A 26,027-nucleotide genomic window follows, 5' to 3' on the forward strand; every position below is an offset into this window, starting at 1 on the left:
GAGGAGTGCTGACCGCCTCTTCAGGGTCGAAACAAGGACAGACTCCTGAATGCGTTCCATCCAGAAAACCCTGCCTTTGGCGGGGTTTTTTATTGGAAAGTGAAAAATCAAAAAAAACGGCCTCCGTAGAGGCCGTTTCAATGTCATCAGAGAAGGACTGAAAACCAGGCGTGACTGGATCGACGCAAGCCGATCCAGGGGGTCACTTGATGGTGGCCTTGCCGCCTGCTTCCTCGATTTCCTTCTTCAGCGCTTCAGCATCGTCCTTGGAAATGGCTTCCTTGACCGGCTTGGGTGCCGCTTCAACGAGGGCCTTGGCATCGCCGAGGCCGAGGCCTGTGGCGTTGCGGACAACCTTGAGCACTTTGATCTTGGCTGCAGCATCGAAGCTTTCGAGGATGACGTCGAATTCAGACTTCTCCTCGGCAGCTTCGCCACCACCACCACCACCAGCAGCGCCGGGGGCAGCCATCACAACACCAGCAGATGCTGCGGCAGACACACCAAAAGCCTCTTCGATCTGCTTGACGAGCTCGGAAGCTTCAAGCAGGGAGAGAGATTTCAGCGATTCGAGAATTTCGTCGGTTTTAGCAGACATGGTTTTGAAAGGGGAAGCAACAGATCAGTGAACAGTGGTCTCGGCAGGGCCGAATCAGCCTTCGCCGCCTTCGGCGTGCTGCTTGAGTGCCCTGGCCATACCAGAGGGAACCTCGTTGATGCCCACAGCGACCTTCGTGGCCACGGCGTTGATAGCACCGGCGATCTGAGCCATGAGCTGCTCCTTGGAAGGGAGATCGGCAATGGCTTTGATCTCGTCCTGCGACAGAAGCTTGCCTTCGAAAAGGCCGCCTTTTGTCTCGGACTTCTTGAGTTCCTTCTGGAAGGTCTGAACGGCCTTCACACCAGCACCAACATCGCCCTTCACCAGGACGAAAGCGTTGGAGCCAGTCAGCAGGGAATCGAGGTTGGCCCAGGAGCTGTCGCCATCGATGGCGCGGCGCATCAAGGTGTTTTTGGTCACCTTGCAAACGCTGTCGCTGGCCCGCAGGCGATCCCGCAGGTCAGACATCTCCTTGATGGACAGGCCCTTGAAATCAAGGACCAGTGCCAGTTCAGCGTCGGCGAGGAGCTCCTTGAGCTCTCCGACGATCTGCTGCTTGTTCTCCAGCGTGCGGCCCATAGGGATTGGATCGGATCAAAGGAACAAGCTGGGCATGCGGCCGATCGAGTCTTCAAAAATGAAGACGAGGCCGCGTGCCGATCCAATCCAAAGGGATTAAAAACCGTGTCGCGTTTGCCTCGGCGGGATTTGCATCAGCCGGATCCAAGGGATCCGACGACAACCTGCTGTCTCTGGCCGGGCGCGTGCCCGAGATTTGGCTCTCGCCAAAAAGAGAGTGTAAAGGAGAGCCTGATCAGCTCCCCTGCTCAATGTCCTGCAGAGCCGAGAAATCGACCTCAACGGAGGGCCCCATGGTGGAGGTCACATACAGGGACTTCCAGTAACGACCTTTGGCACCACTGGGCTTGTTGCGATCAATCGTCTCTTGCAACGTCTTGAGGTTCGCAAGCAGGGCCTCGGGGCTGAAGCTGGCCTTGCCGAAACGAACGTGGACGATGCCGGTGCGGTCGGCACGGAACTCCAGCTTGCCGGCCTTGAATTCCTTAATCGCAGCCTCGAGATCCGTGGTGACGGTGCCCGCCTTGGGGTTGGGCATCAAGCCGCGGGGGCCAAGAACCCGTCCAAGTTTTGCAACCTTGGGCATCATGTCCGGTGTGGCGATCAGGAGATCGAAATTCATCTCGCCCTTGGCGATGGTTTCGACCAGCTCCTCCTCACCAGCCAGTTCAGCGCCGGCTGCTTTGGCTTCTGCAACCTTCTCACCGCGGGTCACAACAGCGATGCGGACGGTCTGTCCGGTGCCATTCGGCAGCGCAACGGTGGTTCGCAGCTGCTGGTCGGTGTATTTGGGATCGATGCCGAGGCGCACATGGGCCTCAATCGTTTCGTCGAATTTGGCCGTGGCGTTGTCCTTAACCAGGGCAATCGCCTCGAGGGGGGCGTAGGCACGGTCCTCGATCTTGCCGGCCAGGCTGGCCAGGCGCTTAGAGATTTTGGTCATATTCAGAGGTGGGGTTCAGGCGACATCTGCGATGTCTCCCCCGAGTGGGTTGGGATTGAAAGGGAAGGGCGACGTCAGTCGCTGATGGACACGCCCATGTTTCGAGCGGTTCCTTCAATGATGCGCATGGCAGATTCAATGCTGGTGCAGTTGAGATCCGGGAGCTTGGTCTTGGCGATCTCCTCGAGCTGTGCTCGCTTGATCGAACCGACGCTGCCTTTGGCGGACTCTCCGGAACCCTTCTGGATTCCAGCGGCCTTGGTGATCAACACAGACGCGGGTGGCGTCTTGGTGATGAAGGTGAAGCTGCGGTCCTCATAGACCGAAATCTCCACCGGGATCACATACCCGGCCTTGTCCTGCGTGCGGGCGTTGTACTCCTTACAGAACATCATGATGTTCACCCCGTGCTGACCGAGGGCAGGGCCCACCGGCGGCGCAGGGTTGGCTTTGCCGGCCTGCAGGGCCAGCTTGATGACTGCTGTGACTTTCTTGGCCATCGACTGGGGAGTTTGGACAGCTGCGGATCACCGGGCCCTTGGGTCTGGTGCGGCGGGGTGAAGATCACCCCAAAGGCCGCCCTCCGCAGGGAGACGGCCGCCTGTGGTTAGTTCTGTTTGCTGATCTGGGAGAACTCCAGCTCAACCGGAGTCTCCCGACCAAAGATCGAAAGCAGGGCCTTGAGCTTGTTGCGTTCGCCGGAAACCTCGATCACTTCGCCCTGGAAATCCTTGAACGGACCAGCCGTCACCAAAATCTGATCGCCTTCGGTGAGATCCACCTTGACCACGGTTTTCTTCTCTGCAGCACGCTTGAAAATGCGATCCACCTCGGCACGACTGAGGGGGCGAGGTTTGATGTGTCCGCGTGCTTTACCGGTTGCGCGACGGTCCTCCGCACCCACGAAGTTGATCACGTTCGGGGTGCTGCGCACGGCCATCATCGTGTCCTCATCGAGAACCATGCGCACCAGCACATAGCCGGGAAACACCTTCTCCTCTGTGGACTGTCGCGTGCCGTCCTTCTTCAGCTTCACGGCCGGCGTCTGAGGAATCTCGATCTCAAGAATGCGATTGCTGACCCCGAGGGTCACGGCCCGCTGTTCAAGGGTGGCCTTGACTTTCTTCTCACAACTGGAGGCCACCTGAATGGCATACCAGCGGGCAATCGCCGTCTTGGCGATGCTGGCTTCCTGAAGAGTCCCCTCCTCTCCATCGTTCGGAGCTGGGAGGTCGAGAACCTGCTCCGTGTTGGATTCCGTAGTGGTCAGGTCGTCAGACACGGTGATGAAAACAAACGGATCAGCGGAACACCTGAGACGACGCCCAGCCAAAGAAGCGACTCACCGCAGCGATCGTGGCTGCCGAAAGACTGACCATCAAGATGACCGCGATGGATTCGCTGAAGAGTTGCTGACGACTGGGCCAGACCACCAGCTTCAACTCTTCCAACGTTGCCGCAAGAAAGCCTCCCTGACGGGGAACTTCCGTTCCTGCACCGGCGTCGACGGTTTTGGTTTCCTCAGAGGTTGGGCTGGTCACGGAGATGGGACCGGGAGTTGAACAAGTCGCCCGAAGGCAAGGTGCCAAACAAACACCCTACCGGACGCAGTTCACTCAAGCCGGTTCAAAGACAAAGGGAGCCTCGGCGCTGTCCCCGGCACGCACACACACGCCAGTCGCTCCGCTGAATCGTTCTTCAAGCAACTGGGTGGCCAAAGGATTCTCGAGCTGGCGACGCATCACCCGCTGCAGTGGTCTGGCGCCGTATTCCGGCTCATAACCCTGACGGGCCATGGCTTCCGCAACGGAATCCTCCACCACAAGCGATAGCCCCTGCTCGGCCAGCAGGGAGGAGAGATCAGCCAGCTGCAAGCGCACGATCCTCACCAGGTCATCAACCTGCAGAGGCCGGAAGCGGATCACCTCATCAATCCGGTTGAGGAACTCTGGTCGGAACTGGTCCGCCAAAGCTTCATCAACCTGCTGCTGCAAGGCCTCATCATCCCAATGCTCCTGTCGGGCCTGATCGAGGATGGCGCGACTGGCCAAGTTGCTGGTCATCACGACCACGGTGTGGCGGAAATCCACGGTGCGTCCCTGCGAATCCGTGAGTCGTCCGTCATCCAGCACCTGGAGAAGCAGATTGAACACATCCGGGTGGGCTTTCTCAACCTCATCGAGAAGCAGCACTGCATAGGGACGACGTCGCACCGCTTCGGTGAGCTGGCCGCCCTCCTCGTAACCCACATACCCAGGGGGAGCTCCAATCAAGCGAGCGACGGCATTGCGCTCCATGAATTCGCTCATATCGAGACGCACCAGAGCGTCTTCCTCATCGAAGAGAAACGCTGCCAGAGCCTTGGCCAATTCGGTCTTGCCAACCCCGGTCGGGCCAAGAAACAGGAACGAACCCACGGGCCGCCGAGGATCCTTCATGCCAGCCCTGGCACGACGGATCGCTGCCGCTACGGCTGTTACGGCCTCCGCCTGACCAATGACGCGCTCGCCGAGATGCGATTCAAGGGCAAGCAGCTTGCGCCGTTCACCGGCCAGCAGCCGCTGTACCGGGATCCCTGTCCAGCGCGCTACCAGATCCGCAATGTCGCCAGCTTCAACCTGCTCACGCAGCAGGGCCGTGCCGGCTGCCTGAGCCTGGGCCTGTGACATCTCGAGTTCCTCGCGCCGCTGCTGAACGGTGCGCAGCTGGTCGTACTGCAACCGTGCCGCCTCCTCCAGGTCTCCCTCGCGTTCCGCTTCGGCGATGGCATGACGCAGATCCTCATCCTGTTGAAGCAGGAGGCCGAGTTCCTCCAGCTGGGCTCTCTCCTCCTGCCAACGCCGACGCAGGTCCTCAAGCCTGGCTGACACATCCAAGCGATTGCGCTGCAGCTGGATGCGCTCCTCTTCCGGGGCCTGTTCCGCAGCCAGAAGAGCCAGCTCCACGCGACGCAGTTCGGCCTCGGCCTCCTCAACCACTTGGGGCTTGGAGGTCACCTCAATCTTCAGCTGAGCGGCAGCCTCATCGATGAGATCAATGGCTTTGTCCGGAAGGCAGCGATCACTGATGTATCGATCCGCAAGGCGGTTCGCCACCTGAATCGCCTCGTCGGTGATGGTGACGCCATGGTGAAGTTCATATCGCTCCTTGAGCCCCCGCAGGATCTCGAGGCTCAGATCCAGATCCGGCTCCCGGATCAACACCTGCTGAAAACGGCGATTGAGCGCCGGATCCTTCTCCACCGTCCTGCGGTAGTCCTCCGGAGTGGTCGCACCGATGCAGCGGAGGTCCCCGCGGGCGAGAGCCGGCTTGAGCAGGCTGCCGGCGTCCGTGCTGCTGCGATCGCTGCCGACGACGGTGTGCAGTTCGTCGATGAATAGCACCACTCCTGAATCGGCACCGCTGACCTCGTCCAACACCGCTCGAAGGCGCTCCTCGAATTGACCGCGAAATTTGGCCCCAGCGATCAGAGCCCCAAGATCCAGCGCGACAAGCCTCAGATTCTGAAGGGATTCAGGCACCTCGCCGGAGACAATGCGCTGGGCGAGCAGCTCGGCAATCGCGGTCTTGCCAACCCCAGGAGCACCGATCAGCACGGGGTTGTTCTTGCTGCGACGGGACAGGACCTTAATCAGGTTGCGAATTTCCGCATCGCGCCCGATCACGGGGTCGAGATCACCAACTTCCGCTTCAGCCGTGAGGTCTCGGCCGTAGGACTCCAACGGGGTCGGTTCCCGCGCCAGCTCCGGTTCCGCAGGGGCTGCTGATGGAACTGGAGGACTTGCAGGAGGCGCTGACGTGGGAGCGGGAACCGGTGATGTGGTGGCAACCGGAGCTGGAACGGGATTGAAGGTCGCCTCACGGGGCGGCTGCGCGGGCCGCGGCGCGGGGCGCTGCAGCTCCGCTTCGAGTCGATCCGCAGGCAACCCCAGGGCTTCGAGCAGTTCCGCACCGATGCGGGGGTCTCGTCCCAGAGCGATCAGAACGTGAGGAACGTCGATCAGACGGGATCCCCAGCGCTGGCGGGCCCGCTCCGCAGCATCGAGCAACTCCTCGAGGTCGTCTCCGACGAACAACGCCTCCACGCGCTCCTGTGGCTGCTGCGCCAGCACATCCTCGAGACGATCCAGGAGGGCATCCGGCTGCACCGACAGGGGAGACACCCAGCGTCGAAAAGCTGGGTCGCTGAACAACACCTGAATCAGGTGCTCCACATCCAGCTGGGCATGGCGCCAACGACGGGCAACGTCCTGACTCGACAGCAACAGCTCCCAGGCCTCATCGCTGAAGCGATCCGGTTCCTGGGTGAGGCTGCCCCTGATCGGAGCGGGTTCGCGCATCGAGGTCATTCAGCTCAGGCAGCAGAGCGGGAGGCGAGTTCAATCAATTCCACCTTGTAGCCATCCGGATCCTCAACAAAAGCGATCACGGTGCTGCCGTGTTTCATCGGCCCGGGTTGCCGAACCACACGGCCACCCTGACTGGAGATGCCGGCACAGGTGCTCTGGATGTCGTCCACACCGAGGGCGATGTGCCCGTAAGCATCTCCAAGGGAATAGGAGTCCGTATCCCAGTTGTGGGTCAGTTCCAAAACGGTTTGCTCACTCTCAGGTCCGTAGCCGACAAACGCCAGCGTGAAGCGTCCGCTTGGGTAATCCTTGCGCCGCAGCAGGGTCATGCCAAGCACTTCGGTGTAAAAGGCCAGGGAGCGATCCAGGTCTGCGACCCGGAGCATGGTGTGCAGCATCCGCATAGGAAGCGGGGTCAAAACCTCTGCTCATTCTGCCGACGTGCCACCGGTCACAGCATGGGAGCGGGGGGTGACTCATAAGATCCCCAGGTTTACCCACGTCCAACGTGATCGATTCCCTCGACCTCGTCATCGACACCATCGTGGCCCGTGAGGTGCTCGACTCACGCGGCAATCCGACTGTGGAGGCCGAGGTGCTGCTCGAGGGTGGGGCCATGGGGCGCGCCATCGTTCCCAGTGGCGCCAGCACCGGCGCACATGAGGCCCACGAACTTCGTGATGGCGGCTCTCGGTATATGGGCAAGGGGGTGAGTCAGGCCGTCACGCATATCGAGGAGCGCATTGCTCCAGCCCTCTGCGGACTGTCAGCCCTCGATCAGGCTGCTGTCGACGCGGCAATGCTTGAGCTTGACGGCAGCGACAACAAATCCAATCTCGGAGCCAACGCCATCCTTGCGGTGAGCATGGCCACTGCCCGCGCTGCCGCCAACGGTCTTGGCATCCCCCTTTATCGCTACCTGGGTGGACCATTGGCCAACCTGCTGCCGGTGCCGTTGATGAATGTGATCAACGGTGGCGCCCATGCCGCCAACAGCCTGGATTTCCAGGAGTTCATGCTGGTGCCCCACGGCGCACCCAGCTTCCGAGAAGCCCTGCGTATGGGGACCGAGGTGTTCCACACCCTCAAGGGATTGCTCAGCGCCAAAGGCATGAGCACCGCCGTTGGCGATGAAGGCGGTTTTGCACCCGATCTCGGCAACGTGGAAGCCGGGGAAATCCTGGTGGAGGCGATCAGCAAGGCCGGCTACAAACCGGGCGAACAGATCTCCCTGGCTCTGGATGTGGCCAGCAGCGAGTTTTTCAAGGACGGCCGTTATGCCTTTGATGGCGGCAGCTACACCAGCGCCGAGATGGTGGACCAGCTGGAGCAACTGGTGGAGAAATTCCCGATCGTCTCAATCGAAGACGGACTGGATGAAGACGACTGGGAGGGCTGGAAACTGCTCACCGAACGCCTCGGCGCCAAGATGCAACTGGTGGGCGACGACCTGTTCGTGACCAACACCAAACGGCTGCAGCAGGGCATCGACAACGCCACCGCGAACTCAATCCTGATCAAGGTGAACCAGATCGGTTCGCTCACCGAAACCCTGCAGGCAATCGATCTGGCGGGCCGCTCCGGCTACACCAGCGTGATCAGCCACCGCAGTGGAGAAACGGAAGACACCACGATCGCCGACCTGTCCGTCGCCACCCGTGCCGGCCAGATCAAGACCGGTTCGCTGAGCCGTAGCGAGCGGGTCGCGAAGTACAACCAGCTGCTGCGCATCGAGGACGAACTGGGCAGCCAGGCCATCTATGCCGGCGCTGTCGGGCAAGGCCCCAGAGGCCGCGGATGAGTAAACCGACGATCAGCGGTTGGCGCTGGGCAACTGATCCAAGCGCTGATCCCGTCGCAATTTGACCTGCATACGGAACCAGCCGAGGCTGACCGGCAGGGCCGCCGCAATCGGAGCGACGGACCAGATCGGATTCGTGCTGGCTCCAAGGATGGCCGCTGACAGCGCAAGACATCCCAGCAGCACCGATTGGCCGATGGACTGCTGGGCCAACGTCATGCGCCTGAACTGACGATCGGATTCCCCCAGACGAACCTGTAGTTGCAGATCTCCCTGCTCAAGGCGTTCCAGGCTTTCATCGAGACGCCTGGGCAACGCCACCGCTCGGGTGCTGATGGCGCCGACCTGACGGCCAAGTTCGTTCAGGAGATCGTTGGACCCGGGTCCGCTGGAAGTCATCAGGGGCAGTAGGTACGGCTTGGCAATGGCAACAAGGCTAAAAGCAGGATCCAGCGTTCGGCCCACCCCCTCAAAGGTGGATAAGGCCCGCATCACGAAGATCAACTCAACGGGAAGTCGAAACGGCTGGCCATAAACCAGGTCGTAAAGATCACCAGACAACTTGTCGATCACATTGGCGGTGAAAGGAGGCGTCAATGCCTCCTGGAGCATCATGCGCACGAGCCTGCGAACAGGCCCCACATCAATGCCACCGGTGATCACCCCAGCCGCCTGCATTTCCTCCACCAGAGCTGCCGCATCCCTGGCTGCTGCAGCTCGCACCATGGATCCAAGGCGACGACGCAGGCCATCGGACAGCAGGCCCATCATCCCGAAGTCGTAGTAGATCAGGGCGCCATCACTGGCCACTGCAAGGTTGCCGGGATGAGGATCCGCGTGAAAAAAGCCATACCGGACCAGTTGCTGTAGGTAGCTGGCGGCACCGATCTCAGCCACAGCACTGGGGTCGATGTCCGCCGCCACCAGCGCGTCGCGATCGTTGACCTTGATCCCGGGCAGGTAATCAAGACACAGCACCCGCCGGGTGCTGAGTTCCCAGACCACGCCGGGAACCCGGACACGGTTGTCGTCGAGGAACTGCTGACGGAACCGGGCTGCGTACTGGGCCTCAACCCGAAAATCGAGTTCCCGAAGCAGAACCCGGCGACACTCGCGTGCCATTGCAGGCCAATCCCGACCTCGACCCCAGCTCGGATGGCGCTGAAGCACCGCAGCCACCTGCTGCATCACCTCAAGATCAAGGCGAAACAAGTCCTCCAGCCCAGGACGCTGCACCTTCAGCACCACCTGGCGACCGCTGCGCAGGCTGGCGCGATGCACCTGAGCCAAGGATGCGGCACCCAAAGGCTCCGGATCCAGATCGATCACCTCTGCGCATCGCTGCCCAAGCTCCTCCTCCAGCATCGTCTGAACGCGATCAAACCCGAAGGCGGGAACGCTGTCCTGAAGAGCCGTGAGCTCCTCCACCCAGCCCGCAGGAAGAATGTCGGGGCGTGCGGACAACAGCTGGCCAAGCTTGATGAACGCCGAGCCCAGATGAATCAACTCCGCGGTGAGCCAACGGGCTCTTCGTTTTTGACGAGCGGCCCGCTGTTCCGGCAACGCCTCACCCCGATAGGTCCAGCGTTGTCCGTCCCACCAGAGCAGGGCCAGGAGGGTGAGAACGGTCCTCCAGATCGTCAGAGCACGCATCATTCTGGGCAGAGCAGCCAGCCGTCGCGCCAAGAGCATCAGGAGCGAACCTCAAGCTGCTGACTGATCTCGGCAACCTTTGCCCGCAATCTGTCGATAATTGGCTGGGGGGTGGAGTCAGCCGTGGAAACGGAAGGGGATTCGACCTGTGAGTGGGGGACTTCAGACGAATCCGTGCTGCTGTGATCCAGGCGTTCGGCCTCCGCTCGAACTTCCTCCTGAAACAGCTCCCATTCCTGCCGAATCCGCTCCGGCGCATCCTGCGCCAGCACAGCCAACTCGGCGGCCACATCAGCAAGGCCATGGCCTAGACGGGCGCCCAACCGATTCACTGTGGCGCGAAGCATCGCTTCCGGAGAGCCCATCGATCCGACACGTTCAACTGAGACTGTGGCAGATCTGGGCGTGAATCATGGTTGCGCCGGAAGCTGCTCAGCCGGCGCAACCGGCAGAGGCGGTGGCGGTGTTAGGAGCACTGGCTCCTCGATCGCTGGTTCTGGCAGCGGCAGGGGCTCGGTCACAACCGCTGGCTGGACGGGGGGAGCAGGGGGAGTGGGAGGGGGCTCGGGAGCCACCACAGTCGGCTCAGGATCCGGAGCGGGGAGGGTTGGTTCGGTCCAGTCGGGCTCCAAAGGCGGGGCTGGAAGCACACCAGTCGCCTGGAGCTCCTGCTCAGCCTGTTGCGCTTGCTCCGCTAACTCTTCAACGTCTTGGTCCTTTTTCCGTTCAGCCTCGAGGCGCGCCTCAACGGCTTTGAGATCCACCTGAAAGCTGTTCAACTCGCCACCGTTTCGACCTCGCAAAGCCTCCATTGATTCACCGGGGAAGAGAGCCGGCTCAAAGGATTCAGGCGTCGGTGTCTCCGCGTTGCTCTGAAGCGTCACCACACGATGGGTAATGCCATACCCAAGGGCGAAACAGCAACCTGCAACGAATGGACCCACCCAGAAGCGGGGGCGTTTCACCGGTTGAGATTCGTTTTGACCGGTGGATTCCACAGCAAGGACGTCGGTGGGGCTTGATCCTGGCAGCAAACAACTTGATCAGGTTGTGTAGTCAGCGTTGATGCGCACGTACTGATCCGAGAGATCACATCCCCATGCCCTGGCCTCGGCCGATCCCTCCATGAGCTTCAACCGGATCAGCACGTCCTTGCCGCGCAACACATCGCTGGCGGCCTGGCGATCGAACGGCAAGGGCTGACCCGAAGCCATCAGCTGATGTTCACCGATCCACAACGCCACATCCTCCGGGTTGAAGCGCACCCCAGAGCGCCCGGCCGCGGCCACGATCCTGCCCCAGTTGGGATCGCGACCATGTACGGCGGTTTTCACCAGCGATGAACCGCAGATCGTACGGGCGATCTGCAACGCCGATGCTTCATCCACAGCCCCTTCCACCCGCACCTCGATCAGGCAGGTGGCCCCTTCCCCATCCCGGGCAATCGCGCAGGCCAGCTCCTGCATCGCTTGCGTCAACCCGAGCTCCAGCTGCGCATGGTCGGGCTCTGCGAGAGGTTCACCGGCCGCAAAGGCGAGAACGGTGTCGTTGGTGCTGGTGTCGCCATCCACGGTGATGGCGTTGAAGGAACGACTGACGGCACGGCGCACCATCGACTGCCAAAGCGCCGGCTCAACGGCGGCATCGCATGTGAGGAAGGCGAGCATCGTGGCCATGTCCGGGTGAATCATTCCCGAGCCCTTGGCCATCCCGCCGATTCGAACGGTCCGATCGCCGAGCTGCGCCTCCAGGGCGATCTGCTTGTCCACCAGATCGGTTGTGAGAATGGCAGCCGCCGCGCGATCGCCACCGTCTTCCGTGAAATCGGCCAGCAGTGGCTGCATCCCAGCAAGCAAGTTGGGCATTGGTATCGGCACACCGATCACCCCGGTGGAGCAGATCAGAACCAGCTCCTCGGAACAACCGAGCTGGTCAGCGAGAACCCGCGTGATTCTGAGGCTGTCCACCAGTCCCCGGTCACCGGTGCAGGCATTCGCCTGTCCGGAATTGATCAGCACAGCCCTGGCATGGCCTGCGGTTTGTTGAAGGCGTTCGCTGCAGAGATCGACGCAGGCGGCACGCACACAGGACGTGGTGAAGCAGCCGGCACAGACCGCTTGCTCCGGAGCCACGACAACGGCGAGATCAGGCCTGCCGGAAACCTTCAGGCCCGCGGAGATGCCGCCGGCCTGAAATCCCTTCGCTGCTGTGACGCCACCGGTACAGCGTCGCCAGGGAGAGTCAGCCACTGCAACCACGGCGGAGCGTGAGACTGGCCACATCCTCTCTCCGGACCATGCAACGCCGCATCGGGCTCACCGGCGGCATCGCCAGCGGCAAAAGCCGTGTGGGCCGCCTGCTGGAAGCGTATGGCTGGCCTGTACTCGACGCCGACAGCTACGCCCGGGAAGCCCTGGCAGCTGGCAGCGACGCCACGCTTGAAGTGCTGAAACGCTGGGGAGATGCCGTGCGCGCGCCTGATGAACCGCTCGGCCTGAACCGGGCTGCCCTGGGACGCATCGTGTTTTCGGAAATCGAAGCGCGGCGGTGGCTGGAGCAACTGGTGCACCCGGTGGTGCGTCGACGTTTCGAACAGGACCTCAAAGGACTGTCGGAAGCGCCCTGCATCGTGCTGATGATTCCGCTTCTGTTCGAAGCGGGTCAGACCGACCTTTGCAGTGAGGTGTGGCTGGTGGACTGCGAGGAAGAGCAGCAACTGGAACGGCTGATGCAGCGGGATGGGCTTTCAGAGAAGGAGGCTCAGCTGCGTATCAAGGCGCAATGGCCCCTGAGCAGGAAGCGTCCCCTCGCCGATCGGATCATCGACAACCGAGGACCGGACACAGCGTTGAATGAAACAGTAAAAGCACTGCTGGCGGCGGGATGACGCAGACGTTCCGGGAAGAACGCGACAGTCTGGGACCGATCCAGGTGCCCAGCGAGCGGCTTTGGGGAGCTCAGACCCAGCGCTCTCTCAAGTACTTCAGCATCGGTGAGGATCGGATGCCGAAGGACATGATCCGGGCCTACGCCCTGGTCAAGAAGGCAGCAGCGATCACCAATGCACGATCCGGGCGTCTCGGGCAGAACCAGGCCGAGCTGATCATCAGGGCATGCGATGAACTACTTGAGGGGAGTCATGACCAGGAATTCCCTCTCTTCGTGTGGATGACCGGCAGCGGCACGCAATTCAACATGAATGTGAATGAGGTGATCTCGAACCGCTGTTGTCAGATCAGCGGGGGGGCACTGGGCAGCAAGCAGCCGGTGCATCCCAACGACCACGTCAACATGTGCCAGTCGACCAACGACAGCTTCCCAACGGCAATGCACATCGCCGCTGTCTTGGGAGTCTGTGAATCACTGCTTCCAAGCCTTTCTCAACTCAGGGAGTCCCTGCAACGCAAAGCCGATCAGTGGAAAGACCTGATCAAGATTGGGCGCACGCATCTGCAGGATGCGACGCCACTGACCCTGGGCCAGGAAATCTCGGGTTATGTCGACATGCTGAAGGACAACATCAACCGCCTGGAGGCATCTCTGACGGGGGTGATGCGTCTCTGCATCGGTGGCACAGCTGTGGGGACCGGCATCAATACCGACGAGGGGTTCGCTGAAGCTGTTGCCGAGGAGATCTCAGAGCTGACGGGACAACCCTTCTGCTCCGGATCGAACAAATTCAGCCTTCAGGGAGCCCATGACGACCTGGCCTGGCTCAGCGCCGCCTTGGCCAATCTGGCCGGCTCACTTCTCAAGATCACCAACGACATCCGCCTGCTGTCTTGCGGACCCCGGGCTGGTTTCAACGAACTGCAGCTACCGACCAATGAGCCGGGTTCCTCGATCATGCCCGGGAAGGTGAACCCAACGCAGTGCGAGGCCCTGGCCATGGTCGCAATGCAGGTGATCGCCAACGACCATGCGGTTCAGATGGGGAATGGTGGCGGTCATCTCCAGATGAATGCCAGCAAACCGCTGATCATTTTCAACATCATGAAATCGATCAAAATCCTCACTGACGGCTGCAGCAATTTCCGGCGATTCCTCGTCGACGGTCTGGAGGCCAATGTCGAACAGATCAACCGCTATGTGGAGCGGTCGCTGATGTTGGTGACCGCCCTCAGTCCTGTGATCGGTTACGAGAACGCCTCTGCCATCGCTCACCATGCCCATGCCAATGATCTGACGTTGAAGCAGGCGGCACTCGAGCTTGATCTGGTGAGTGAAGACGACTTCGATCGCATCGTGGATCCCCGTCGCATGATTCATCCAGGCAGTCCTGAACAACGCAGCTAGCCGTTACGTCCGTATTGCGAACGGAACCACTTGGTGATCACCCATTTGTGACCCTCCTCCACCGGCATCGCTTCATGCAGCGTGAAGGGATTCGGGGTTCCATCCGCCTGCAGGTTGTTCCAGGCGAGCCCGAAGCCTGGCAACGGCGTGAAGCAACGACCAAGCCGCTTGAAGCAGGTCTCCCCCCCGCGCTCGACGGCATTGAGGTAGATCATCACGGTCCAGGTTCTCTGGCCTCCTTGCCTGGTGTGCTCGTCGAATTCCTTTGTCCCCGGGCTGAACCAATCGGTGTGTTCCTTGAAGTATTCGCCGTGGTCGTAACGCTGTCCCTGAATGGGTTCTGAGAGTCGGGGATCCACTCCCACCAGATCCGCAAAGCGTTGATCCAGGCGCGCGGCCAGATCGGGGCTGTTCTGGCGGAGATGACAGGTGCGGCTCGTGCGGTAATCGCGACTGCCTCGCGTCACGGTGGAGGGTTGCAAGGAGCCGTTGATCGCATCAATGACGTCCTGGCATTCCGATGGGGAGAGCAGGTCAGGGATGTCATACAGCTGAGCCAGCGGAGTATCCAGACGCCAGGCACGCGGCCGATGCTCAGGACGCGTGAGGGGTGCTTGAAACCAGTGCAGCCACGATGGTGCGTCAATGGCGGAATCATCCCAACGCGGGGACGATTGCTGAGGGGAGGCCAGCACCGCCTCGATCTCCTGGCGATCGAAACCCTGCTGCATCGCCCGCTCGATCAAACCATCGCGATCACAGCCGCGATCACGGTTATGCAGCAACCAATCCCTCCAGGTCTCAGGAATGGCTGCTGCGTCGGACATCAAGCCTTGAGCTTCGTACTCAGAATTCTGTTAGCCAGCTTTGGATCCGCCTTGCCGCCGGTCTTCTTCATCAGCTGACCGACGAAGAACCCCTGCAGTTTGGTTTTGCCACCACGAAAGGCCTCCACTTCAGCGGGGTGGGCCGCAAGCAGCTCATCCACGATCGCTTCGATCGCCGCAGGATCGCTGATCATGCCGAGACCGCGCCCATCCACGATCGCTTTTGGAGATCCGCCCTTCTCCAGCAGCTCGGGAAGAATCTCCTTGGCGATCTTGCCGCTGATCTTGCCGGATTCAATCAGTTGCACCATCTCCGCCAGCTGCTCCGCACGAAATGGCAGCTCTGTGTAGCTGAGCCGATTGCTGTTCACATAGGCGGCAATGTCACCGGTGATCCAGTTGGCCGCAAGCTTGGCGTCCGCTCCAGCACTCACCACAGCTTCGAAATAGTCCGCCATCGGGCGTTCATCGGTGAGCACGCGCGCGTCGTACTGGGATAGTCCAAGGGCTTTGGCATAACGGTGACGCTTGGCCGCCGGCAGTTCCGGAAGTTGCGAGCGCCACGATTCACGCTGTTCGGAGCTCACCTCGATCGGGCCCAGATCCGGATCGGGGAAATAGCGGTAATCACTGGCTCCCTCCTTGCTGCGCATGCTCTTGGTGAGCTGCTTGCCCTCATCCCAGAGGCGGGTTTCCTGCACGATCGGCTCGCCGCTCTCGTAGGCCTTGATCTGACGCTTGATCTCGTACTCGCAGGCTTTCTGGATGGCTGAGAACGAGTTCATGTTCTTGATCTCGACCTTGGTGCCAAAGGGGGCATCCGGTCCACGCCGCACCGAGATGTTCACGTCGCAGCGGAGGGAGCCCTCCTGCATGTTGCCGTCGCTCACTCCGAGGTAACGCATGATCCGGCGGATCTCGGAAGCGTATTCCGCAGCCTCCCGACCCGTACGCAGATCCGGCTTGCTCACGATCTCCGCCAGCGCCACACCGGCGCGGTTGTAGTCCACCAGGGAATGGGTGGAACCATCCAGTCTGTCGCTGCCGGCGTGCACCAACTTGCCGGCGTCCTCCTCCATGTGCAGCCGCTCGATGCCAATGGTTTTGAGATAGGTGTCCTTGCCTTTTTCAGCCACTTCCACCTCGATCCAGCCCTCCTCGGCGATCGGCTCGTCGTACTGCGAGATCTGGTAGTTCTTCGGCAGATCGGGATAGAAGTACTGCTTGCGATCGAACTTGCTGTGCTCAGAGATGTTGAGATTCAGCGCCATCGCAGCCTTGACGGCGTACTCGAGCACCCGTTGATTCAGCACAGGCAGTGTTCCTGGCAAACCGCAAACCACCGGATCGATGTGGGTGTTGGGGTCGTCGCCGAAGGCTGTTGAAGCCGCCGTGAAAATCTTGCTGTCAGTTCCCAGCTGGACATGGGTCTCGAGGCCGATCACGGCTTCCCAGGCTGCTTCCACTGCTGCTTCCACTGCGGCCATGACGGCATCGCTCACTGGGGCGAATCCTATGGAAAGACTGGGCACGCGAACGATGCTGCTTCGAGATGCTGCCTAGAACGGTTGCATCTCTGACAGCAACGTGGCGATCGAGAAGCCCCAGCAGCCAATCCTGATCCTGGGTGGTGGACTGATGGGCCTGGCCATCGCCCATCAACTGGCCCGCCGCGGTCGAGCCGTGCAGGTGATCAGCCGCCGCCGCAGTGAAGCTGCGGGATTCGTTGCCGCCGGCATGCTTGCCCCCCATGCAGAGGGCCTGTGCGGGGACCTACTGGCATTGGGCCAGTCCAGTCTGGAACTGATTCCGCGCTGGGTCGCTCAGATTGAGCTGGATGGCGGCCTGGCCTGCGGTCTGAGAGCCTGCGGCATCGTCGTGCCGTTTCGTTCCGGCGACGAACGGGACAGCTACCCAACAGCAGCATCGGGGGCATCGCTGAATCGCCGACAGCTGGAACGAGAACTGCCGGGCATCGGCGGGGACTGGCAGGCGGGCTTGCTGTTCGAACAGGACGGTCAGATCGATAACCGCAGGCAACTGATGCGTGGTTTGGAGAGAGCCTGCGCCTCCCTCGGGGTGCAGTTCATGGAAGGGACGGAGGCGCTGGAGCTGCGACTGGACGAAACCGGTGCACTCGAAGGCATTCGTTTACGCCATGCCGTCGGAGACGAACAAGACTGGCCGGCACGCCAAGCCGTGCTTTGCTGCGGAGCCTGGAGTCGACAGTTGTTTCCGGGGTTGCCGGTGTTTCCCGTTAAGGGACAGATGCTGTCGCTGCAAGCTCCCCGCGCTGCGCTCAAACGGGTGATTTTTGGGCCCGGCACCTACCTCGTTCCGCGGGAAGACGGACTCGTTGTGGTGGGTGCCACCAGCGAACGGGAGGCTGGCTTTCAGGAGGGGCTGACGCCGGATGGACAGAAACAGCTGGAAACCGGATTGCAATCGCTGCTGCCGCAGGCCGCTAACTGGCCATCGATGGAACGCTGGTGGGGATTCCGCCCCTGCACCCCCGATGAGGGCCCACTGCTTGGACGAGGACCTGTGGCTGGGTTATGGCTCGCCACCGGGCACCACAGGAATGGCGTCCTACTCGCGGCGATCACAGCACAACTGCTCTCAAGGGCCATCGTTGGCGAGGATCAAAGCCCGAACGACAACCAATTGGAGGCATTCCACTGGAATCGATTCACCAGGGAGCACCCATAAGCTCAATACCCGCCCAGAAGAAGGGATTGCCCACACCATCAGCGACCCGGCGTTGTTGGGCGGGCGTGAGCTCGGTCAACAAGGGGGAACCATCGGCTCCAACAACTTGATCATCGACCAAACGGATCAATCCACGAATGAAGGCTTGCCGCGTCAACTGCATGGCTTCCGCTTTAGGGACATCCTGATTGAGGTAGCGATACATCTGAACGAAGTAGGCGGAGGTCACCACGTCGTCGACATACCAGAGTGTTCCAACGGCGCTACGGGCCCCAGCCTGAAGGGCCAATCCACTGAAACCGAGTTCGGCATCAGCATCACCAAGCGCTGTTCGACAAGCACTGAACACCACGAGGTCGAGCGGAACACCGCGCCGGCTCTGACGCAACGCCGTGAGCTGCTCCATCGAGATCGGACCCGTTCCGGAATGGAGTTGGGAGGCCTTCGGACCGCCAGGTTTGAATTCTGCATGGGTGGCCACATGCAGCTTGTCGTAATCCGCTGAACTGGCCTTCTCAAGCAGCGTCGAAGGCGTGAAGTCCTTGTTGAGAAACTGATCCTTGCCACCGCGGCTGCTGATTCGATTCAACTCCTGCGGCACGAGCGGCAGCGATGCCAATCCGTCGAATTGAGAGGCACCAAATGCCAATAAACGCTGGCCAGGTTCGTCCGAGGGATTGAACGTTGTGAGAGCCAGCGACGGTGTGATTGAAAACGCGAAGCGATCGCCAAAAAATCGCTCTCCGTCACTTAGGGCAGCGAAGGGAACAGCCTGTAAGCCGCGATCGGCCGCGATCAACAACGTGGTGACCTTTTCTCTCAGCAGAACCGGCATCAGTTCCGCGATCAGCACCGCATGGAGCTGACGTGATGGTGACGCAGGGTCAGCCTCGTTCAGAGGCTCGAGACGGGACAGCTGGGTGTAGAGCTTCCGAAGCTGAGTTTGGAACTGCTTGAGCGACAGATCCATGCGCAATCCCTCAACCGCGCCAGACGCCAGGATCAAGGTGAGATCCAGGAAGGCATCGGTATCAATGGAGGAGGTTCGTCCTGCCGCTTCCGTGAAACGCACATGCAGAACCGCTGGGTTGTAAGCCTGCCGCTCAAAGCGAGGCAGTTGAGCTCGAGCTGAGACCTCTCCAGAAACCTGAGCCAAGCCTTTCTGTGGCGTTACCAGAGTGGTGAGCCCTGTCCAGGTGACAGACGCCAGGCAACACGCAAGTCCAATGGTCCATCGGGAAGCGTTCAGCCGAGTCATCGCGAACCACCGGAGCGAATCGTTTGCATGGTCTGCTGCAAAAAGTTGGCAATCTCAGCGGGTTTCGGTGTCTTCACGCCTGAGAGATCAGGAAGGTTGAGGTTTTGCGTGAGCCGCTTGGTCGCTACTTCGTCACTGCTCACAACGGTCTGACTGGCTTGTTTGGCATCGACTGAGGTCACGTTCGCGACTGGAGACGATGGTTCGGTCGACGAGTTATCTGAACCAGACGAGGCCTCAGTATCTGATGCTGCATCGGCTTGAGACGACTCATCGGCGTCGGATGTCGACTCAGTGTCTGATGCTGACTTCGCTTGAGACGACTCATCGGCTTCGGACGTCGACTCGGTGTCTGATGATGACTTCGCTTGAGACGACTCATCGGCGTTGGACGTCGAGATGCTCGATTCGTCCGGTGATGAGTTTTGAGTCTGAGCCGGCGCAGAAGACGATGTCGGTCCAGAGGAGGAGGCAGGATCACCTGCACCCTGCTCTGCCGTCTCAACGACTTGGAATCCTGAATCCAAACTCAAATTCACATCCAATCCATCGCCGGACAACGACGAGGGCGCAGGAGCTGCTGCGGCATCCTCCACCACCACTTCAGATCCACTGTCAGCAACGGATGCTGAAGAAGTTGAGGAAGATGACGATGAAGAAGATGTCGACGAAGAACTTGAAGAGGAGGGCGCAGGAGCTGCGGATGACGACTGTGTCGTTGCCGATGACACAGGATTTTGTGTCGTTGTACTTTCGACGACGGCAACCGCTTCGACAACTTGCTCTCCTCCCTCGTCTTCAAGGAGGTCGGAGAACGAATTGGGTTGTTGCTTGGCAGTGGGATCAAGATCCTGCTTCAGAGCGGACGACTGATCAAACTTGGTGTCGTCTGATGTGACCTTTTTAGGTCCAGGTGTCTCTGTTGGCTTGGGCAGATCAGTCGGCTTGGGCTGATCAGTCGGTTGGGGCTGATCCGTCGGCTTCGGTTTGTCCGTCGATTGGGGCTTGTCAGTCGGCTTCGGTTTGTCCGCCGGCTTCGGCTTGTCTGTCGGCTTCGGTTTGTCCGTCGATTGGGGCTTGTCAGTCGGCTTCGGTTTGTCCGTCGATTGGGGCTTGTCCGTCGGCTTCGGTTTGTCCGCCGGCTTCGGCTTGTCTGTCGGCTTGGGCTTCTTCGGTTTCGGCGTTGGCGTAGGTGTAGGCGTAGGTGTGGGTGTCGAGCTGTCGTCCGAGGATGAAGCACAGCGATTCGAAGATGCTCCCGATGAACAAGTCACCGAAGAAGCAAAAGCTCCCTGCACCGTCAACGTTCCAGCATTCACCGTTGTCGCACCCGTATAGGTATTCGCTCCGGACATCGTGAATGTTCCAGACCCTGCCTTTGTGAATGCACCCGTACCAGACATCACACCGCTGAATGTGGTGGACGCGTTATCACCTCCTGCAGTCAAGGTGTAAGACGTCAGATCAACATTTCCCGCCCCAGCTAGAGAACCAATCGCGTCATCTGCACCCAATTCATAGGTCGCACCCGATTCCACAGTGACCGCCGTCGTATCTGCAAGGCTCCCCGAAACCGTGAGCGTTCCAGCATCGACTTCAGTGGAGCCTTCGTAGGTATTTGAACCCGTTAACGTAACAGTTCCAGACCCCTTTTTTGTCAACGATCCCGCACCACTTATAATTCCTGTAAATGTTGCTGTGGCGTCAGTATCAGCTTCAAGAGTGCCGCCAGAGCCACCAAGTACAACGGAATATTCTTTGTCACCTGTACTAACTGAAAATCGCAATGTTCCACCATTCAGGTTCACTGTATCGCTCGTTCCCAACGCAGCACTGTCAGAGACACGCAACGTTCCCTCATCAACGGTGGTATCACCCGAATAGGAATTCTCAACTGTTAAATTCAAAGTACCTGAGCCTGCCTTGGTCAGACCTCCCGTTCCTGTATTGACAGCCGCGACAGAAGAATTACCCGCAACTCTAAAAGTAATATCATCATCACTACCTGTTAAAGCTTGCGAGAAGCTAAGCCTCGCCGAGCCAGAATTAAACTCAGTTGGGCTGTTGACAGTAATCGCCGAGCCCCCAGTGATCCCATTTGTATAAGATGAATCACCAATCGTAACGGTGGAGAACGTCGATGCCAAATTATTGAGGTCATGCACTTCAAAATCACCGGAGGATTCAACTCCGATCGATTGACCAGAGGTGTAGGGATAGACCTCCACGGAGCCAGTTCCAAAAACTGAACTGCTGAAATAAACAGCAGCGTCGGCTCTCAACGTTGTCGATGCACTGCTACTACCAGTAATTGGGACTACGCCCTGAACAGCCGTACTATTTTTGCGCTGCCCCAAATAAGTTTCAGACCATATACGAATCTCAGAATTTGTTGTATCGCGCTTACTCAAAAACTGAATTGATCCATTATTCGAAAGAAACTGATACTCTTGATAACCGTTTGACCCTGAACCAGAAAGTATAATTCCCCGATAACCCTTGGTCGTTTGACTCGAAGAACCTTCAAGACTAATTCCACCGCCGGAGCTTGCTGAACTCTGAATCAAGACAGTTCCGGCCTGATCAGAGTTCGTATTACCTTCACCCAGCCAAATTCCAGCACGATTAATGGAGGTGCCAACGATATTGATGGCAGATGTGGACGTGCTGGCACTACTAATGGCCACATCTGGATAATAATTAACGCCTCCAAAACGGAGGCCTACACCTCCACTCGAAGAGACTTGATCACCTTCAATATGAATGGTTCCCGTACCTGAATCAATTACGACTGCGCGCTGTGAGCCAAAACCGTCTGCCTCATCGGAATCCACGCCCGAGCGACCCCGCACAATCACATCACCACCACCAGAGTTGATCGTGATGCGTGAACCCGTTTGATTGCGAACGCTGCCTAAACTGATACCAGGTTGCTTAGGATTTCTTGAAAATATTTCACCATCTGGATAAATTGAAGTACCGATATAAGCATAACCATCAGGATAACCATCTGAATTGGAATCCAACCCCCCAGCAAGTACAATCTTGCCTCCTGATGAGTTAAGCGACGAACCAGAATCCAAGTTTATGTAATGCTCGCCATAACCAGACTCTTTATTACCTGTATTCGACCAAAGTACAATATCACCACCGTTGGTTTCAATAGCTTTGCCCTCGTCAACAACAATTTGACCATTCGCTTTTGCGACGACATTCAAAGCACCGCTTGTTGAGGAAACATTGTCATTTAATACAACATCATTATCTGCTTCAAACGTTAATGTCGCGCTGCCGCCGCTAGTTTTACTGATCGGACTCGTTAACGTAATATTTCCGACATCAGAAGCAGATCCGGACGAGCCAAGAGACGTATCATCAGTGGCGGTACTAATTGTAACAGAGGTTCCAGAATCTAAAGTGTTTGAAATAGTCGTAGCTGGCGCAGAATTGATCGTGTAGTTGTAAGGATCCTGCAGCCATAATCCAGCCTCCCCTTCGACAGCCGAGGCCTCAACGTTGATCACTGGATCAAGTGACAAAGTTGCACCCGATGTTTCAATTCGCCCGCCATCACCATGCGAGGCCCCCCCGTTAGCACGCAACAAACCTCCGACCTCCGTCACAGAATCACTGCTGTGGATGTCACTCCAAACAACAATTTCACCGCCATCGCCCTGGTCCAAAGCCGAGGCATCGAGACGCGCTCCCGGTTGAATGGATGTTGTCGTGGCCTGACGAACATCCGAATCGCTGTTCTGCCAACTGCCACCCACCTGAATGGTTCCACCGCCTGTTTGGCCCGTGGCCAAGAGCTGGGACGTGCCATCCACCTCGATCGCATCCCCCATCAAGGTGAGCGTGCCAGCCGTGCCCTTCGCTGAACTCACTGAGAGACGACTGTCCGTTAACTCCACCCGTCCACCGGGGGCATCCAGCAGCAACTCGTCATCGATGCTGACGTTGATGCCATCGAGATAAATACCAGGGGGCAGCGAAGAGCTGTCCGCACTGCCGAAAGAGACGTCGTCACCAAAGCCTGCGGCTCCACGCAAAGGGTCCCCTTGAAGTCGGCTTAAATCAGCAGGAGTGCTTGTGATGGCATCGAAGGCACCACCAGGAAATCGCAGTGTGCGAGCCGTACTGAGGTTAAGACGGGGAACATTGGTGAAGCTGGCGCCACGCGTCAGTGAGATACCGCCAGGTGAGAGCCAGAACAGATTGGCTTTGCGGCTGAGTGAAACCATCTTGTTGAGATGGGTTCCATAGGGAGACGTCACGCCAATTACAAGATTGCGTTGACGGCCAGGGTCAATTTCTATCTTTTTGATCTTTCCTCTCGTATCAAATTGACTGAAGCGATGAAATTTATTTTTACCGGAATTCGTTCCTCCACTGATACGACAGATACCTGCCTTGCAGCGACCACCAAGCTTGCCATTCACTTTTGTCGATAACCCTTTGGAACCTTCGGTGGCACGCACCTCTGCACGCAGCCGAGCAGGGACAACCAAGCGAAAACCCAACAGAACACCAAGGCCCGCAAGGACAAGTGCCACAGGTCGCCTGGAACGACTCACAAGCAAATAGGAATCAAGAAAGAATTTGAGACTAGTCGAATCTATTTACACATTTATGAGACTCATAAGTCGCAGCATGATCTGTGTTGTTTTCGCCAATCTTTTTGACCGGCTGTCATTCACGCAGCAGTCCTGAGCGTTGATCTCGCTTTTAATCATCAATATCTCCAGAACCACCTTCACTCTTTGTTTGTTCTGGCGCAGCTGATTGAGCCTCCGATTCAACCAGGTCCTGTCCGGCTGCCAAATCGTCCTTCTCAGGAGCGACAGCGTCAGGAGGAGGCTTCACCACCACCGGTGTTGATGCCGGAGCCTGCATCCTCCCCAGAGCAGCCACAAGAGTCCTCGGATCCAAGCGCTCAGCCCGGAACGTGGCGTCCAACCCTCCAGGGCAAAATCCCCTACAGCGAAGCTGAGCTGCAGACGATCTTCAGTAGCTGCGGCTCAGCCAGCGTGGCGAAAACACTGAATGCCTGCGCTGCAGCCCTCACCGCACGACTGGTGAAGGACGGCTATGTCAACAGCCGTGTGTACGTTTTGGCGTCCCCAGCCCCGGGGGCTCTCGATGTGGTGCTGGGCGTCATCGCCGAACTCCGCGTCAGCAGCGATGACGACGCCCTCAAGACCAGTGTCGAACAACAACTCGATCCCCTGATCGGCACCGTTCTGCACCTGCCGACCCTGGAAGAGGCGTTGGTCAAGGTACGTCGAAGTGGCGTTGGTTCAATCCAAGGAAGCATGGGCCGGCTTGGGAGTGACCCCACCAAAGCGGTGATCAACCTCGCCGTGGAGCCGGCTCCACCGAGTCCACTCCAGGGTGATCTGAGCCTGAGCAACACAGGCAATGCAGGCAGCGGTGAATGGCGTGCGATGGCGTCACTCCTGCAGAACAACCTGATGCGCCAGGGAGACACGGGCCTGCTGTTCATCGAGCTCGACGCTGATGGGGAACTCGAGCTCGGCACCGGTGTGATCTCAGGCACCTACACCTGGCCCCTGAGGGATTCCTGGACACTTACAGGGTCCTTCGGATACAGCTATCGACGCTTCGTTGAATTTGAAAAGCCTTTTTACAACTTCAGTTTTCGGACGCTGCAAGGACTTGTTCAGCTTGAGACCCTGCTGAAGCAGGAGCCAACATTCCGTTGGACGGCATTCGCAGGCGTCAGCGCCAACCGCACCGACAGCTTCGAATCAGGAGGCAAGCCCGACATTCCCCTCGTCGCCGGCGGAGCCAATGTTCTGAGGCTGGCCGATGGTGATTGGGACAGCTGGAGTCGTAGCGGATATCTCAAAATCGGCACCAATCTCAGTGGCGTGGCATGGAATGCCTTCTGGAACGCCAATCTCTACGCCATGCAAGGGCTGGCCGTCCTCAGCCCCGATCAACACCTCTTCAACATGGCTGCGATGGGCGTCGAACCCGGAGAAGCCCGGGCTGTGGGAGCTGTGGCCGATTTCTCCTGGGGCCTCTCGCCCGGCACCACGCTGAACCTACGAGGAGCCGGCCAAGCCGCGTTGAATCCACTGCCCGGAAGCATGACGTTCGTGCTGGGAAGCGATGTGGGCCTCAGAGGCCTACCAGGGACGGTGATCAGTGGCGAAAGCGGTGTGTTGGGGAGCGGAGAGCTGGTCTGGGCCGTCTGGTCACAGGGCGATCAAAGCCTTCAACTGGTGCCATTCATCGGCATGGGTGGCGTCTGGAACGACAGCGGCCGCATCAAAAACACCCTTGGATCAGGGGGGCTGATGGCCCGATATCGCCGTGGTGGCTTCGAGCTGGAGCTGGGTTGGGTGGATGCGTTCAACAGCGATGACGATTCCGATGATTGGAATCAGTGGATCCTTGGCAACGGTTTGTACACCAAGGTCCGCTACAGCTTCTGACCGACAACGACGGCGTCAGTCCTCTGTCCGCCAGGTCTGATCCGAAGGCGTCCAGTCGTTCAGTTCTGCAGCAGAAAACCACAGGCCAATTTCGAAAGATGCGGTTTCCGGAGCATCCGAACCATGAATCACGTTGCGGCCGATGTTCACGGCCAGATCACCGCGGATTGTGCCGGGTTCCGCCTCGAGGGGTTTTGTCGCACCGATCAACTTGCGCGCACTGGCAATCACACCATCGCCTTCCCAGACCATCGCCACCACAGGGCCGGAGGTGATGAACTCCACCAAACCAGCAAAGAACGGGCGATCCTTATGGACGCCGTAATGCTGCTCCGCCAACTCACGGCTCGGGGTGATCTGCTTGAGCCCCACAAGTTTGAACCCCTTGCGCTCAAAGCGACCGATGATCTCGCCGACGAGGCCGCGCTGCACACCGTCAGGCTTGATAGCAACAAAAGAGCGTTCAACAGCCATGAAAAAAGTGTCCAATACGGCGCCATCGTCAATGGACGCCCCACCACTTGGCAAGCACAGAGCGCAGCACTGC

At 59.1% G+C, this 26,027-nt stretch carries 22 protein-coding genes; 5 read left to right on the plus strand and 17 right to left on the minus strand.

All coding sequences use genetic code 11. The annotated features are described in order from the left end of the window. Positions 1–202: 202 nt before the first annotated feature. The 8 genes from rplL to gloA form a co-directional block, all read right to left on the minus strand. Positions 203–598 (minus strand): 50S ribosomal protein L7/L12, encoded by a 396-nt coding sequence (rplL, locus tag SYN9616_RS0110545; protein ID WP_028953049.1) that lies wholly within the window; start codon positions 596–598, stop codon positions 203–205. Between the two features lie 54 nt (positions 599–652). Further along, the gene (rplJ, locus tag SYN9616_RS0110550) at positions 653–1,180 is read right to left on the minus strand and encodes a 50S ribosomal protein L10 (RefSeq protein WP_028953050.1); all 528 of its coding nucleotides are present in this window, start codon (positions 1,178–1,180) and stop codon (positions 653–655) included. Positions 1,181–1,415: 235 nt separating this feature from the next. Then, the gene (gene rplA, locus SYN9616_RS0110555) at positions 1,416–2,123 is read right to left on the minus strand and encodes a 50S ribosomal protein L1 (RefSeq protein WP_028953051.1); all 708 of its coding nucleotides are present in this window, start codon (positions 2,121–2,123) and stop codon (positions 1,416–1,418) included. 74 nt (positions 2,124–2,197) lie between these two features. After that, the gene (rplK, locus tag SYN9616_RS0110560; protein WP_028953052.1) at positions 2,198–2,623 is read right to left on the minus strand and encodes a 50S ribosomal protein L11; all 426 of its coding nucleotides are present in this window, start codon (positions 2,621–2,623) and stop codon (positions 2,198–2,200) included. A 107-nt stretch (positions 2,624–2,730) separates the two neighbouring features. Beyond that, complete coding sequence (nusG, locus tag SYN9616_RS0110565; protein WP_028953053.1) at positions 2,731–3,405, minus strand: transcription termination/antitermination protein NusG; 675 nt, start codon at positions 3,403–3,405, stop codon at positions 2,731–2,733. A gap of 19 nt (positions 3,406–3,424) precedes the next feature. Next, positions 3,425–3,664 carry a preprotein translocase subunit SecE gene (secE, locus tag SYN9616_RS0110570; RefSeq protein WP_028953054.1) on the minus strand — a complete coding sequence of 80 codons (240 nt, stop codon included), beginning with the start codon at positions 3,662–3,664 and terminating at the stop codon, positions 3,425–3,427. 75 nt (positions 3,665–3,739) lie between these two features. After that, entirely contained in the window at positions 3,740–6,463 is a 2,724-nt protein-coding gene (locus SYN9616_RS0110575; protein WP_369791945.1) for an ATP-dependent Clp protease ATP-binding subunit, read from the minus strand. A gap of 14 nt (positions 6,464–6,477) precedes the next feature. Continuing rightward, the gene (gloA, locus tag SYN9616_RS0110580) at positions 6,478–6,876 is read right to left on the minus strand and encodes a lactoylglutathione lyase (protein WP_028953056.1); all 399 of its coding nucleotides are present in this window, start codon (positions 6,874–6,876) and stop codon (positions 6,478–6,480) included. A gap of 104 nt (positions 6,877–6,980) precedes the next feature. Between gloA and eno the strand changes: the two genes are divergently transcribed. Further along, positions 6,981–8,273, plus strand: a complete 1,293-nt coding sequence (eno, locus tag SYN9616_RS0110585) for a phosphopyruvate hydratase (RefSeq protein WP_028953057.1) — start codon at positions 6,981–6,983, stop codon at positions 8,271–8,273. A gap of 12 nt (positions 8,274–8,285) precedes the next feature. On the opposite strand, the gene SYN9616_RS0110590 is transcribed toward eno, so the two are convergent. Genes SYN9616_RS0110590 through argJ form a run of 4 tightly spaced genes read right to left on the minus strand, consistent with a single transcriptional unit; the run spans position 8,286 to position 12,208 of the window. Next, positions 8,286–9,965: an AarF/ABC1/UbiB kinase family protein gene (locus SYN9616_RS0110590; RefSeq protein WP_037990953.1), complete on the minus strand. Its 1,680-nt coding sequence runs from the start codon at positions 9,963–9,965 to the stop codon at positions 8,286–8,288. Beyond that, on the minus strand, positions 9,965–10,291 hold the full coding sequence (locus SYN9616_RS0110595) for a hypothetical protein (protein ID WP_028953059.1): 327 nt from the start codon (positions 10,289–10,291) through the stop codon (positions 9,965–9,967). Before SYN9616_RS0110595 ends, SYN9616_RS0110590 begins: the two co-directional genes overlap by 1 nt. Before the next feature lie 45 nt (positions 10,292–10,336). Further along, positions 10,337–10,924, minus strand: a complete 588-nt coding sequence (locus tag SYN9616_RS15705; protein ID WP_198015172.1) for a hypothetical protein — start codon at positions 10,922–10,924, stop codon at positions 10,337–10,339. Positions 10,925–10,969: 45 nt separating this feature from the next. Next, entirely contained in the window at positions 10,970–12,208 is a 1,239-nt protein-coding gene (gene argJ / locus SYN9616_RS0110605) for a bifunctional glutamate N-acetyltransferase/amino-acid acetyltransferase ArgJ (protein ID WP_084218344.1), read from the minus strand. A 14-nt stretch (positions 12,209–12,222) separates the two neighbouring features. On the opposite strand from argJ, the gene coaE reads away from it, so the two are divergent. Then, on the plus strand, positions 12,223–12,813 hold the full coding sequence (gene coaE / locus SYN9616_RS0110610) for a dephospho-CoA kinase (protein WP_028953061.1): 591 nt from the start codon (positions 12,223–12,225) through the stop codon (positions 12,811–12,813). Next, on the plus strand, positions 12,810–14,222 hold the full coding sequence (fumC, locus tag SYN9616_RS0110615; protein WP_028953062.1) for a class II fumarate hydratase: 1,413 nt from the start codon (positions 12,810–12,812) through the stop codon (positions 14,220–14,222). Before coaE ends, fumC begins: the two co-directional genes overlap by 4 nt. Here the strand turns inward: fumC and SYN9616_RS0110620 are convergent. Next, positions 14,219–15,049 carry a 2OG-Fe(II) oxygenase gene (locus tag SYN9616_RS0110620; RefSeq protein ID WP_028953063.1) on the minus strand — a complete coding sequence of 277 codons (831 nt, stop codon included), beginning with the start codon at positions 15,047–15,049 and terminating at the stop codon, positions 14,219–14,221. The genes fumC and SYN9616_RS0110620 overlap by 4 nt on opposite strands. Next, a complete protein-coding gene (gene gatB / locus SYN9616_RS0110625; protein WP_028953064.1) occupies positions 15,049–16,536 on the minus strand; it encodes an Asp-tRNA(Asn)/Glu-tRNA(Gln) amidotransferase subunit GatB in 1,488 nt (495 codons plus the stop codon). The genes SYN9616_RS0110620 and gatB overlap by 1 nt, the downstream gene beginning before the upstream one ends. A 151-nt stretch (positions 16,537–16,687) precedes the next feature. Here gatB and SYN9616_RS0110630 point away from each other — a divergent pair, with 151 nt between their 5' ends. After that, a complete protein-coding gene (locus SYN9616_RS0110630; protein WP_051411116.1) occupies positions 16,688–17,758 on the plus strand; it encodes an FAD-dependent oxidoreductase in 1,071 nt (356 codons plus the stop codon). On the opposite strand, the gene SYN9616_RS15710 is transcribed toward SYN9616_RS0110630, so the two are convergent. Further along, positions 17,739–19,016 (minus strand): CHAT domain-containing protein, encoded by a 1,278-nt coding sequence (locus tag SYN9616_RS15710; RefSeq protein WP_084218345.1) that lies wholly within the window; start codon positions 19,014–19,016, stop codon positions 17,739–17,741. The genes SYN9616_RS0110630 and SYN9616_RS15710 overlap by 20 nt on opposite strands. Next, positions 19,013–23,572, minus strand: a complete 4,560-nt coding sequence (locus SYN9616_RS17380) for an autotransporter-associated beta strand repeat-containing protein (RefSeq protein WP_232200341.1) — start codon at positions 23,570–23,572, stop codon at positions 19,013–19,015. The genes SYN9616_RS15710 and SYN9616_RS17380 overlap by 4 nt, the downstream gene beginning before the upstream one ends. 207 nt (positions 23,573–23,779) lie before the next feature. On the opposite strand from SYN9616_RS17380, the gene SYN9616_RS0110680 reads away from it, so the two are divergent. Next, positions 23,780–25,480, plus strand: a complete 1,701-nt coding sequence (locus SYN9616_RS0110680; RefSeq protein ID WP_028953068.1) for a ShlB/FhaC/HecB family hemolysin secretion/activation protein — start codon at positions 23,780–23,782, stop codon at positions 25,478–25,480. A 15-nt stretch (positions 25,481–25,495) separates the two neighbouring features. On the opposite strand, the gene ndk is transcribed toward SYN9616_RS0110680, so the two are convergent. Further along, positions 25,496–25,954, minus strand: a complete 459-nt coding sequence (ndk, locus tag SYN9616_RS0110685; protein ID WP_028953069.1) for a nucleoside-diphosphate kinase — start codon at positions 25,952–25,954, stop codon at positions 25,496–25,498. Between the last annotated feature and the right edge of the window lie 73 nt (positions 25,955–26,027).

The organism is Synechococcus sp. CC9616, from assembly GCF_000515235.1.
In the GTDB taxonomy this organism is placed as follows: domain Bacteria; phylum Cyanobacteriota; class Cyanobacteriia; order PCC-6307; family Cyanobiaceae; genus Parasynechococcus.

Bases quoted from the DNA above. Each gene is read 5' to 3' on its own strand.
- SYN9616_RS0110630 (WP_051411116.1), top strand. From the start codon at position 16,688: ATGGGCCTGGCCATCGCCCATCAACTGGCCCGCCGCGGTCGAGCCGTG.
- coaE (WP_028953061.1), top strand. From the start codon at position 12,223: ATGCAACGCCGCATCGGGCTCACCGGCGGCATCGCCAGCGGCAAAAGC.
- rplA (WP_028953051.1), bottom strand. From the start codon at position 2,123: ATGACCAAAATCTCTAAGCGCCTGGCCAGCCTGGCCGGCAAGATCGAG.
- gatB (WP_028953064.1), bottom strand. From the start codon at position 16,536: ATGGCCGCAGTGGAAGCAGCAGTGGAAGCAGCCTGGGAAGCCGTGATC.
- fumC (WP_028953062.1), top strand. From the start codon at position 12,810: ATGACGCAGACGTTCCGGGAAGAACGCGACAGTCTGGGACCGATCCAG.
- rplL (WP_028953049.1), bottom strand. From the start codon at position 598: ATGTCTGCTAAAACCGACGAAATTCTCGAATCGCTGAAATCTCTCTCC.
- rplK (WP_028953052.1), bottom strand. From the start codon at position 2,623: ATGGCCAAGAAAGTCACAGCAGTCATCAAGCTGGCCCTGCAGGCCGGC.
- gloA (WP_028953056.1), bottom strand. From the start codon at position 6,876: ATGCGGATGCTGCACACCATGCTCCGGGTCGCAGACCTGGATCGCTCC.
- SYN9616_RS0110595 (WP_028953059.1), bottom strand. From the start codon at position 10,291: ATGGGCTCTCCGGAAGCGATGCTTCGCGCCACAGTGAATCGGTTGGGC.
- SYN9616_RS0110575 (WP_369791945.1), bottom strand. From the start codon at position 6,463: ATGCGCGAACCCGCTCCGATCAGGGGCAGCCTCACCCAGGAACCGGAT.
- argJ (WP_084218344.1), bottom strand. From the start codon at position 12,208: ATGTGGCCAGTCTCACGCTCCGCCGTGGTTGCAGTGGCTGACTCTCCC.
- ndk (WP_028953069.1), bottom strand. From the start codon at position 25,954: ATGGCTGTTGAACGCTCTTTTGTTGCTATCAAGCCTGACGGTGTGCAG.
- SYN9616_RS0110620 (WP_028953063.1), bottom strand. From the start codon at position 15,049: ATGTCCGACGCAGCAGCCATTCCTGAGACCTGGAGGGATTGGTTGCTG.
- SYN9616_RS15710 (WP_084218345.1), bottom strand. From the start codon at position 19,016: ATGACTCGGCTGAACGCTTCCCGATGGACCATTGGACTTGCGTGTTGC.
- SYN9616_RS0110590 (WP_037990953.1), bottom strand. From the start codon at position 9,965: ATGCTCTTGGCGCGACGGCTGGCTGCTCTGCCCAGAATGATGCGTGCT.
- rplJ (WP_028953050.1), bottom strand. From the start codon at position 1,180: ATGGGCCGCACGCTGGAGAACAAGCAGCAGATCGTCGGAGAGCTCAAG.